Here is an 11215-nt window from a genome sequence, read left to right as displayed (position 1 = left end):
GTGGTTCCCGCCCGCCCGCCCCCTCGGACCGCAGGAACCGGCGCAGCCGACGCGAGGAGGGGCACCCAGCCAGACGCAGGACGCCGCCCGGCTGACCGGAGAGATAGCCCCGGTCGCACACCCTCAGCCGCGCACCAGCGCGGCGACATCCTCAGATGTCGGCGCCGAGCTCCTCGTCGTCCATCTCGTCGTTCTCGTCCGGCTCGTTCTCGACCTTGTCGTCGTCGTACTTGAGGTAGCGGATCCCCTCGTTGACGTCGCCGTCGAAGCCGACCCGGCCGTTCTCGAGCACGATCACCCGGTCGCACATCTTGCGGACCGACCCGGCGGCGTGGCTGACGTAGAAGAGGGTGCGTCCGCTCTCGCGGACCTCCTGCATCTTCTCCAGGCACTTCTTCTTGAAGGGGCGGTCACCGACCGCGAGCACCTCGTCGGCCAGGAAGATGTCGGAGTCGACGTGCACGGCGACCGAGAAGCCGAGGCGGGCGTACATGCCCGAGGAGTAGTTGCCGACGGGGGTGTCGAGGAAGCGGCCGATGCCGGCGAACTCGATGATCTCGTCGAACTTCGCCTCGGTCTCCTTCTCCCCCATGCCGAGGATGGCGGCGTTGAGGTAGACGTTCTCGCGGCCGCTGAGCTGCGGGTGGAAGCCCGCGCCGGTCGCGATCAGGCCCGCGATCCGGCCGCGGGTGAGGATCTGGCCGGTGTCGGGCTTCATCACCCCGTTGATCATCTTGAGCAGGGTGCTCTTGCCGGAGCCGTTGAGCCCCATCAGGCCGATCGACTCGCCCTGCTCGACGGTGAAGGAGACGCCGTCGATGGCCTGGAAGGTGTCGCTGATCTCGCGACCCTTGAGCATCGCGACGCTCATCTGCTTGAACGTCCGGTGGTAGCGGAGCGTGAAGTCCTTCGTGACGTTGTCGACGACGATGGACGTGGTGTCGGAGTAGGTCATCAGAGGCGCTCCGGGATCTTGTCCTCGAGGCGGCTGAAGACGAGCTGCCCGATGCCGAGCACGACGACCGACGCGAGCAGCGCGGCGAAGCCGTAGGCGAAGAGGGTGTCGGGCAGGTCGGTGGCCGGCGTCGGCTTCGCGTCCTTGGTGGTGCCGATCCAGAACGCGCGCTGGAAGAGCAGCACGGCGTCGGCGATCGGGTTCCAGAGGTAGTACGCCGCGAACCGGCCGAAGCGGTCGTCGACGTAGCTGAAGGGGTAGATCATCGGCACGCCGAAGCGCACGAAGTTCGTCAGGATGTTCGCGACGTTGGAGATGTCGCGGAAGAAGACGTTGGCGGCGCTGAACAGCAGCGCCATCGCGGTGCCCATCGTCATGATGATGAGCAGCGCGAGCGCCAGCGCCAGCGCGCCGCCGGCGTCGGGGACCCAGCCCAGCCAGGTGCAGGCGATCACCATGATCACCAGCTGCGGCAGCACGTGGTAGCCGGAGACCAGCATCGACGCGACCGGGAACATCTCCCGCGGCACCGCCATCTTCTTGACCAGGGACTTGTTGCGCACGATCGAGCGCGTCCCGGCGTTGAAGGTCTCGTTGAAGAAGTGGACGATGATGATCCCGCAGAACATGTGGATCGCGAAGTTCGGCACGTCCTGGTGGAGCTTGAACAGGATGCCCATCACGACGTAGTAGATGAGGAACTGCGAGAGCGGGTTGATGTAGGACCAGATCAGCCCCAGGAACGAGCCCTGGTAGCGCGCGCTGATCTCGCGGCGCACCAGCAGCTTGAGCAGGTAGCGGCGCTGGAAGACCCCCACCAGGCCGTTGTTCGCGGCCGGCGGCAGCAGCGGCGCGTCGACGACGCGGACGCCGTGGTTGTCGGGCGTGCCGGCGGGACGCTCGGAGGTGTCAGTCATCGCCGCTGCCCATCTCGCTCGGTCCGGTCCAGGGCCGGAACGTCTCGTCCCACGCCTCCGGGGAGGTGATGTGGGCCAGGCTCGCGCGGTACTGCTCGGCGAGCTGGGGCCACTCGCGGCGGTACCGCTCGTGGATCGCGAGCGTCCGCTTCATCAGGTCACGGAACTGCTCGGGGTCGCGCTGGTAGAACGCCGCCGAGGTGCCGTCGTTCATCGAGACGACCGCGGAGTCGTACGACGCCAGGCGGTACCACTTGGCGTCCATCGCGCGGACCTCGGCCTCGGGGTGCTCGCGCGACAGCGCACGCGGCGCCTTGAGCTGGCGCAGCGGCTGGAGCCCGGCGCTGACGAGCTGGGCCAGCCGGCCCGGCACCTCGGAGGCGTCCTTGCCCTTGCGCGGCGGCTTCTCGCGGCGCACGGCCGGGAAGGCGTCCGGGTCGGCCTCGAGCCGGGCGTCGGAGAACTGCTTGCGGAAGGCGTTGACGTCGGCCAGGCGCGTCGCGAGCAGGGCGTGCAGGCCCTCCGGACCGGCCAGCACGTCCTCCATCGCCATCAGCCGCAGCTCGGCGGTGGAGTACTGCATCGAGACGAGGTGGGCGATCTGGTGGTTGAGGCTCTCGCGCACCAGGCGGCCGCCCTTGGGGTACTGCGAGTGCAGCAGCGCCGCGACGAACCGGTTGCGCTGGTGGAAGTAGGCCTGCCAGTCGAGCGCGTCGTTCTTGTCGGTCCACGGCACGTGCCAGACCGCGGCACCCGGGAACGTCACGGTCGGGAAGCCCGCCGCCTTGGCGCGCAGCCCGAACTCCGAGTCGTCCCACTTGAGGAACAGCGGCAGCGAGAGCCCGATCTCCTCCAGCACCTGGCGCGGGATGAGGCACATGAACCAGCCGTTGAAGTCGACGTCGACGCGCTTGTGCAGCCAGCGCGAGGAGCGCAGGTTGCGGGCCGCGAAGTCCCAGTCGGAGTAGACGTCCGGCGGCGACTGCCACCAGAAGCGCCACGGGTGCACGATCTCGCCGAAGCTGTGCAGCCGCGAGCGCGAGTAGATGCTGAACATGTGCCCACCGACGATGGTGGGCCGGCGGGCCAGGTCGCCGAACGTGACCGCCCGGACGATGCCCTCGGGCTCGCAGACGACGTCGTCGTCCATCATCATGGCGTACGTCGCGGTGCCCTTGCGGACCGACTCGAGCTGGCCCCGGGCGTAGCCGCCGGAGCCGCCGAGGTTGCCCTGCTCGATGACGCGCAGCAGCGAGCCCAGCGCGCCCTCGGCCTTCGGGAAGAACGGCGAGTCGACGACCTTCTGGGTGCCCTGCTCCATCACGAAGACGGTGTCGAGGTAGGGGCGGAGCACCTCGTCGTCGCCGATCTGGCCGAGCAGCTTGGCGCAGAAGTCGGCGCGGTTCATGGTCGTGATCGCGAGGTCGACGGTGCCGTGCTCGGCCCGGTCCTCGGGGACCTCGGCGGTCCACTCGGCCGACTCCACGACGACGTCCTCGTCACCGGCGACGACGTTGTACCAGTACCACCCGCCGTCGACGAAGGGCTTGAGCGGCAGCTCGAAGCTGAAGGTGCCCTCGGCCTCCGCGCCCGTGGAGGCGGAGTCGACACGTTGGGAGCGCCCGTTGGCCATCGACTTGTAGACGATCACGGCCGCGCCCCGGCCGCGCAGGTGCACGGTCAGGGTGACGTCGGTGACGACGGTCCAGCGGCGCCAGTAGCTCGCGGGGAACGCGTTGAAGTAGGTGCCGAACGAGAGCCGCTCACCCTGGACGACCCGCAGCGCGGTGCGCGACTCGATCTGGTCGGGGTGGATGGTGACGCCGCTGGCCGTCGACTGGCGGATCGCGGCGTTGTTGAGCGCCTTCGCGGCCCGGGAGCCGCCGATCTCGTACTTGTCGGCGTCGAGCTTCGCGTCGTCCGGGTCGACGTACAGCGCGAGCACGTCGAAGTCCCGGTCCAGCGGCAGGATCTGCCGCTGCAGGAGCCTGGTGGTCATGCGTCGACCCCTCCGCTCTGGAGGGCCGCACCCTCGGAGAAGTGCGGCCGCAGCTTGTTGTCGAACATGGACAGGGCCGAGCCGATCGCCATGTGCATGTCGAGGTACTTGTACGTCCCGAGCCGGCCGCCGAAGAGCACCATCGGCTCCCGCTTGGCCAGCTCGCGGTACCTCAGCAGCTTCTCGCGGTCCTCGGCGGTGTTGATCGGGTAGTACGGCTCGTCGCCCTCCTCCGCGAAGCGGGAGAACTCGTGCACGACGACCGTCTTGCCGGGCAGGTGGGTGCGCTCCGGGTGGAGGTGCTTGAACTCCAGCGTCCGGGTGTAGGGCAGGTCCTCGTCGTTGGCGTTCACGACGCCGGTGCCCTGGTAGTCGTCGACGTCGAGGGTCTCGCGCTCGAGGTCGATGGTGCGCCAGGACAGGCGGCCCTCGGAGTTGGCGAAGTACTCGTCGACGGGGCCGGTGTAGACGATCGGGACCTTGCCGGTGAACTCGGCGCGGGTGCCGTTGGCCTCGTCGAAGAAGTCGGTGTCGAGGCGGACCTCGATGTTCGGGTGGTCGGCCATCCGGGTCAGCCAGGCGGTGTAGCCGTCGACCGGGAGGCCCTCGTAGGTGTCGTTGAAGTAGCGGTTGTCGAACGTGTAGCGCACCGGCAGCCGGGTGATGATGTCCGCGGACAGCTCGGTGGGGTCGGTCTGCCACTGCTTCGCGGTGTAGCCCTTGACGAACGCCTCGTAGAGCGGCCGCCCGATCAGGCTGATCGCCTTCTCCTCGAGGTTCGACGCGTCCTCGGTGGCGATCTCGCTGGCCTGCTCGGCGATGAGCGCGCGCGCCTCGTCGGGGGTGTGGCTCTTGCCGAAGAACTGGTTGATCAGGCCGAGGTTCATCGGGAACGAGTAGACCTGGCCCTGGTACTTCGCGAACACCCGGTGCTGGTAGTTCGTGAACGCCGTGAACCGGGTGACGTAGTCCCAGACCCGCTTGTTCGACGTGTGGAACAGGTGCGTCCCGTAGACGTGGACCTCGATCCCCGTCTCCTCGTCGAACTCGCTGTAGGCGTTGCCCCCGAGGTGGTGGCGCCGCTCGAGCACGAGGACCTTCAGGCCCAGCTCGCTGGCACAGCGCTCGGCGATGGTGAGGCCGAAGAAACCGGAGCCGACGACGACGAGGTCGGGCGTGCCCGAATCGGGTGGGGACACGGACAAGGGGTGCTCTCCTGACAGTTGACGCAACGGGCAGTCTAGCGAGGGCCGGGACCCGCACCGGGCACCCGACGCATGGACCGCGCCGACCTGATGGCCCGGATCACATTGGCAGCCTCGCCCCGCCCGCCCCGCACCGGGCTGAGCAGGAGCACGGCGAGCACGATGAGGTAGGGCTTCAGCCGCACCAGCGCGTTCTCGCCGTACCGGAAGTGGACCACGAAGAGGTTCCGGAACATGTAGAACCCCTTCCACGTGTCGAGCGAGTGCTGCTGGTCGAAGTCCAGCTGGCGCACCAGCACCGCGTCGCGCACCGCCCAGATCCGGTAGCCGGCGCGCCGGGCCCGGACGGCGAAGTCGACGTCGTCGTAGAAGATGAAGTAGGTCGGGTCCGGGAGCCCGATGGTGTCGACGACTTCGCGGCGGAACATGAAGCCCTCGAAGGCGACGTTCTCCAGCTGCACGCGCTCGGGCATGGCGGCCCGGGTGCCGTAGTCGGTCTCGACCATGCCGGTCTTGGGCTTGATCGCGAGCGGGTTGCGGAGGTCGAAGGTCGTGGCGGCCTTCTCGACCAGCCGCCCAGAGGTGTCCTCGCGCACCGACATCACGCAGGCCTCGTCCTGGGCCATCAGCACCTCGAGGCAGTCCGGGGCCGGGACGACGTCGTCGTCGACGAGCCAGATCCGGTCGAAGCCGGCGTCGTACGCCTGCCGGGTGCCGAGGTGGAAGCCGCCGGCACCGCCGAGGTTCTCGTCGAGGTGGGTGATGTGCAGCGGCAGGTCGTAGCGGCCCAGCACCTCGCGGGTGTGGTCCACGCTGGCGTTGTCGACGACGAAGACGGCGTCGGGACGGTGGGTCTGGTGGGCGAGCCCGTCCAGCATCCGCACCAGCAGGTCGGCCCGGTTGAACGTCACGATGACGACGGCCACGGTCTCGCTCACGCCAGGAACCTCCGGTGCCCCGAGAAGTCGCCGCGCAGCCCGGCGCGCATCGCGTCGGCGCTGAGCGCGAGGCGCCGGCGCGAGGGCCGGGTGAAGGAGTAGAACCAGACGGTCTTGGCGACGAAGGCCAGGGCGTGCGGCCAGCCGTGGTAGGCGCGCAGGTTCACCAGGTTGTTGCGGGCCATGCAGTAGTGCTTCAGGTCGCTGGGGCTGTGGTTGTACGTCGTGCGCCCGAGCATCATCGGGGTGCCGAGCTCGCCGACGCTGGGGTGCAGGACGCGCGCGCCGACCACGGTGGCGACCCGGGCACCGGCCGCCCGGGCGCGCCAGAGGTACTCGACGTCGTCGCCCCAGATGAAGAACTCCTCGCGCGGCAGGCCGATCCGCTCGACCAGCTCGCGGGTCACCAGCACGCCGTTGAACGGGATCACCACGTCGCGGATCACGCCGTCGGGCGCCGCGGCCTCGACGTCGCGCATCCGGTGCACGCTGCGGGTGCCGCCGGGCAGCCGGATCGGGAACACCAGGCGGTCGTGGTCGGCCTGGTCGACGACGACCGGACCCCAGAAGTCGAGGTCGTCGCGGCGCGCGAGCAGGGTCGCGAGGCAGTCGGGGTCGGGCAGCCCGTCGTCGTCCATCAGCCAGACGAGGTCCGCGTCGCGCTCGAGCGCCCACGCCAGCCCGTCGTGGAACCCGCCGGCGCCGCCGCGGTTGTCGGCCAGGGTGCGCACCCGCAGGTGGGGGCCGTCGGCCGCCGCCGCGGCCGCCTCGACCAGCCACGCCCCCGTGCCGTCGGTGGACGCGTTGTCGACGACCAGGACCTCGTCGAGCTCGGGGACCTCCCGCAGCCGCGCGACGAGCCGCTGGAGCAGCTCAAGGCGGTTGAAGGTGACGACGACGCCGACCACGCGCGGGGCAGCGGTCGGCTCGGGAGTCACGGCCGACACAGTAGTAGGGAGGTCGGCGACCCGGTCAGCAAGCGGAGCCGAGGTCGTCCGACTGGTTGGCGGCGTACCCGTTGGCCAGCGACCCCACGGACCCGCCCGTGACCACGTCGGCGCTCTTCTTCTTCTTCGCCGGCGCCGCCTTGGCGGTGCCCTCGGAGCGGTCGATGGCCTCGGTCACCTTGCGCTTGATCAGCTTGATGTCGGGGTCCGCGGTGTTGATCATCGGCGGCACCAGCGACAGCGTCGCGACCTTCTGGCTCTTGGCCTTGAGGGCCAGGGAGAGGAAGCGGTCGACCTCGCCGGCGGGGATGTCGGTCGAGATCATCGCGGAGCTCGCCTGGGCGATCTTCTCGAAGTTCCGGACCGCGACCTGGGGGCTGATCTGCTGCAGCATCGCGTTCATCACGCACTTCTGGCGGGCCATCCGCGAGTAGTCGTCGGAGCCCTCGCGGGCCCGGGCGTACCAGAGCGTGTCGTGCCCGTTGAGCTTGCGCGTGCCGGGCTGGATGTAGCCGGTGACGTCGCTGCCGAGGCCGCCGACCGGGATCGGCGAGCGGACGGTGAGGGTGACCCCGCCGACGGCGTCGACCAGGTCCTTGAAGCCCTGGAGGTTGACCATCGCCCAGTAGTTGATCTTGAGCCCGGTGATGCCCTCGATCGCCATGATCGTGGCGTCCATGCCCGGGGTGTCGCTCTTTGGGAAGAGCTCGGTGTTGTCCTGGGCCCAGGTGCTGACGCCGTTGAGGTAGTCCGCGTCGAAGCCGTCGGGGAACTGCTGGTGCATGACGGAGCCCTTGACGAAGGGGAAGTTCGTCATGTTGCGCGGCAGCCCGATGAGGACCGTCTTGCCGGTCTCCTCGTCGATGCTGGCGATCGTCATGGAGTCGGGGCGCAGGCCCCAGCGGCCGGCGCCGGAGTCGCCGCCGACGAGCAGCACGTTGTAGCGGCCGTCGTGCGAGCCGGAGGCCGCGCCGTTGCCGAACATCGTGAGCATCAGGTCGCGCTGCACCCCGACGAGGTGCGCGCCGAAGAGCAGGGAGCCGGCGACGGAGAGGCAGAGCACGCCGTTCACGCCGACCGCGGCCCGGCGGTGGCCCATCGCCAGCGTCAACGGCTGGCCGATCCGCCACGCGTCGACGAAGAGCCCGGCCCACCCGATCGCGAGCAGCATCAGGGCGAAGCGCAGCAGCCCGAGCAGGAGCGTCTCGGTGGCCAGCTTGAAGACCAGCTCGTGCCAGGCCAGCCCGATCACGCCGGTGGTGACGACCGCGACGACGAGGGCGAACCAGATGCGCAGGGCGATCAGGCCGACCCGGCGGTTCCCGGCGACCAGCTGGGCGGATCCGGGCAGGACGAGGGTCATGGCCATGAGCGCCATGGCACGGCGGAAGCGCACGCGGGCCGCCCGGTCACCGGCCGTGAAGCGGGGACCCTGACGGTGGCTGTCGTGCAACCCGGGGGAAGAGACGGGTGGCATCGAGATGCCTCTCTGCTGAGGGTGGGGCTGTGGGGAAGTACTGCCCGCCAGTATCACCAGTCACAGGGGTCACACGCGGCCGCGACGCGCCGGAGCCCGCGAGGTCGACCCGAACGGGTCAGGAACCCTCGCGCCCGACCTCGATCTCCTGCTTCTTGGCCAGCCGGTGCGAGCGGCGGATCTCGGCCTCCCGCATCCGGCGCACCTCGTCGGGCGTCTCCGGGTGCAGCTGCGGGATGGGGCGGGAGCGGCCCTCGGCGTCGATCGCGACGAAGACGAAGTACGCCGAGGCCACGTGCAGCGAGACCTGCGAGGGGTCGTTCCAGGGCTGGGTCTCGATCCGCACCCCGATCTCCATGGAGGAGCGTCCGGTCCAGTTGACCTGGGCGAAGGTGCGCACGATGTCGCCCACGTGCACCGGCTCGAGGAAGGCCATCTCGTCCATCGCGGCGGTCACGGCGGGGCCACCGCTGTGCCGCTGGGCGACCGCGCCGGCCGTGGAGTCGGCCAGCTTCATGATCTCGCCGCCGTGCACGTTGCCGAGCAGGTTCGCCTCACGCGTGGAGGTGATGACGGCCAGCGACACGCGGGCGTACGACGGCGGGACGGCGTTCGGCTCCGGGCACATGGGGGCACGGTAGCGTTCCGGGCATGGCTGACGGTCCCCGGGGAAACGGCGGCCCCGAGAAGGGGACGCCCGAGTACAACTGGCTCTACGGCAAGGGTGGCGCGCCCGCCCCCGGCAACGACGACGCGACCCGCGCGGTGCCGCGCCAGCCGCGCCCCGACGAGACCCGGATGATGCCCGCGGTCCCCCGCGACACCCCGCGTGGGCAGCAGCCGCCGCGCCCCGCGACCCGTCCCACACCGCCCCCGGCCGCTCCCCCGCCGGGCTCGACCGGCCGCACCGGCCGTGGGTTCCGCCGCCCGCGCTTCCGGCTCCGGTGGATCTTCCTGCTGGTCCTGCTCTACCTCGTTTACCTGGTCTTCGTGCCGATCTACGCCTGGCACAACGTCAACAAGGTCCCGTGGGAGCCGAGCGGCAACCGCCCCGACGACCAGCCGGGCACGACGTACCTCCTGGTCGGCAGCGACTCGCGGGCCGGCCTCAGCCCCGCCGAGCGCAAGCGCCTCGGCACCGGCAACGCCCAGGGCCAGCGCACGGACACGATCCTGATCCTGCACACCGGCTCGGGCCCGAACCTGCTCATGTCGATCCCGCGCGACTCGCTCGTCGACATCCCGGGCCACGGCACGACCAAGATCAACGCGGCCTTCGCGTACGGCGGCGCCAAGCTGCTCGTGCGCACCGTCGAGAGCAACACCGGCATCCGGATCGACGACTACGTGGAGATCGGCCTCGGCGGGCTGGCCGGCGTCGTCGACGCGGTCGGCGGCATCACCATCTGCCCCACCACCGACATGCAGGACAAGCTGGCCAAGCTCGACATCAAGAAGGGCTGCCAGGAGGCCGACGGCGCCACCGCGCTGGGCTACGCCCGCTCGCGGCACACCTCGAACATCGGCGACATCGACCGGGTCAAGCACCAGCGGGAGGTCGTGGCCGCGGTCGGCAAGAAGGTCGTCTCGCCGTGGACGTTCCTCAACCCGTTCCGCTACTGGAACCTGCTCACCGCGGTCCCGGACTTCTTCGCCTTCGGCGAGGGCACCTCGGTGCTCCGGGCCGGCCAGTGGGCCTCCGCGATGACGCACGTCAACGGGGACAACGGCCTGAGCTGCGTCGTCCCGATCGCCGACCTGGCCGTGCACTGGGACCCGACCCGCAGCAAGCAGATGTTCGGCTACATCATCAAGGACCAGACGGCCGACATCCCGAAGAGCCTCTGCACCCCCACGGGCCTGCCGAAGGGCGCCACCGGGTGATCGGAGAGGATCGGCGCATGACCTACGAGACCCTGGACTGGTCGGTCGACGCCGACGGCATCGCCACGCTGACCCTGAACCGCCCCGACGCGCTCAACGCCTTCGACCTCACGATGGCCCGCGAGCTGGAGCGGGTCTTCCTCACCGACGCGCGCGACGACGCGGTCCGGGCCGTCGTGGTCACCGGGTCCGGGCGGGCGTTCTGCGCCGGCATGGACCTGTCGGCCGAGGGCAACGTCTTCGGTCTCGACGAGTCGCTCAGCCCGACGCCCGAGGACCTGCGCGACCACCTCACCGAGGAGCCGTTCCACTCGGCCCTCCGCGACACCGGCGGCCGGGTCACCCTGGCGATCCACGCGCTGCCCAAGCCCGTCATCGGCGCGATCAACGGCGCGGCGGTCGGCATCGGCGCCACCATGACGCTCGCGATGGACATCCGGATGGCGTCGACCAAGGCCCGGATCGGCTTCGTCTTCGGCCGTCTCGGCATCGTGCCCGAGGCCTGCTCGTCGTGGTTCCTGCCGCGCATCGTCGGGATCCAGCAGGCGCTGGAGTGGGTGTACGCCGCCGACATCCTCACCGCCGAGCAGGCGCTGACCGGCCGGCTGGTCCGCTCGGTCCACGAGCCCGACGACCTGCTGCCCGCGGCCCTGGAGCTGGCGCGCTCCTTCGTCGTGGACCGCTCCCCCGTGGCCCTGGCGCTGGCCAAGCAGCTGCTCTACCGCAACGGCGCGGCGCCCGAGCCGCTCGACGCCCACCTCTCCGACTCGCTGGCGATGTTCCACACGTCGATCGGCGACGGCAAGGAGGGCGTCGCGGCCTTCAAGGAGAAGCGCACGCCGGAGTTCACCGGCCGCGCGTCCGAGCTGCCCGAGATCTTCCCGCGCTGACGC

At 70.0% G+C, this 11215-nt stretch carries 10 protein-coding genes; 2 read left to right on the top strand and 8 right to left on the bottom strand.

The genetic code is table 11. The features are described from left to right. Positions 1–151: 151 nt before the first annotated feature. The 8 genes from H5V45_RS16835 to H5V45_RS16800 form a co-directional block, all read right to left on the bottom strand. Positions 152–955, bottom strand: a complete 804-nt coding sequence (locus H5V45_RS16835; RefSeq protein ID WP_185253994.1) for an ABC transporter ATP-binding protein — start codon at positions 953–955, stop codon at positions 152–154. Beyond that, complete coding sequence (locus H5V45_RS16830) at positions 955–1872, bottom strand: ABC transporter permease (protein WP_185253993.1); 918 nt, start codon at positions 1870–1872, stop codon at positions 955–957. The genes H5V45_RS16835 and H5V45_RS16830 overlap by 1 nt, the downstream gene beginning before the upstream one ends. Then, positions 1865–3871: a glycosyltransferase gene (locus H5V45_RS16825; RefSeq protein WP_185253992.1), complete on the bottom strand. Its 2007-nt coding sequence runs from the start codon at positions 3869–3871 to the stop codon at positions 1865–1867. The genes H5V45_RS16830 and H5V45_RS16825 overlap by 8 nt, the downstream gene beginning before the upstream one ends. After that, a complete protein-coding gene (gene glf, locus H5V45_RS16820) occupies positions 3868–5070 on the bottom strand; it encodes a UDP-galactopyranose mutase (protein WP_185253991.1) in 1203 nt (400 codons plus the stop codon). Before glf ends, H5V45_RS16825 begins: the two co-directional genes overlap by 4 nt. Before the next feature lie 41 nt (positions 5071–5111). Then, positions 5112–6014 (bottom strand): glycosyltransferase, encoded by a 903-nt coding sequence (locus H5V45_RS16815; protein ID WP_185253990.1) that lies wholly within the window; start codon positions 6012–6014, stop codon positions 5112–5114. Continuing rightward, positions 6011–6952: a glycosyltransferase gene (locus tag H5V45_RS16810; protein WP_185253989.1), complete on the bottom strand. Its 942-nt coding sequence runs from the start codon at positions 6950–6952 to the stop codon at positions 6011–6013. The genes H5V45_RS16815 and H5V45_RS16810 overlap by 4 nt, the downstream gene beginning before the upstream one ends. 34 nt (positions 6953–6986) lie before the next feature. Continuing rightward, entirely contained in the window at positions 6987–8438 is a 1452-nt protein-coding gene (locus H5V45_RS16805) for an LCP family protein (RefSeq protein ID WP_185253988.1), read from the bottom strand. A gap of 118 nt (positions 8439–8556) precedes the next feature. Beyond that, complete coding sequence (locus H5V45_RS16800; RefSeq protein WP_185253987.1) at positions 8557–9066, bottom strand: acyl-CoA thioesterase; 510 nt, start codon at positions 9064–9066, stop codon at positions 8557–8559. Between the two features lie 23 nt (positions 9067–9089). Between H5V45_RS16800 and H5V45_RS16795 the strand changes: the two genes are divergently transcribed. Together H5V45_RS16795 and H5V45_RS16790 are read left to right on the top strand one after the other, a co-directional pair. Beyond that, on the top strand, positions 9090–10322 hold the full coding sequence (locus tag H5V45_RS16795) for an LCP family protein (protein ID WP_185253986.1): 1233 nt from the start codon (positions 9090–9092) through the stop codon (positions 10320–10322). 17 nt (positions 10323–10339) lie between these two features. After that, positions 10340–11212 (top strand): crotonase/enoyl-CoA hydratase family protein, encoded by an 873-nt coding sequence (locus H5V45_RS16790; RefSeq protein WP_185253985.1) that lies wholly within the window; start codon positions 10340–10342, stop codon positions 11210–11212. Positions 11213–11215: the final 3 nt, after the last annotated feature.

Origin of the sequence: Nocardioides luti, from assembly GCF_014212315.1 — a bacterium.
GTDB classification, from domain to species: Bacteria; Actinomycetota; Actinomycetes; order Propionibacteriales; family Nocardioidaceae; genus Nocardioides; species Nocardioides luti.
Note: the sequence above shows the minus strand (reverse complement) of the source record. Positions and strands in the feature narration are given on the sequence as shown.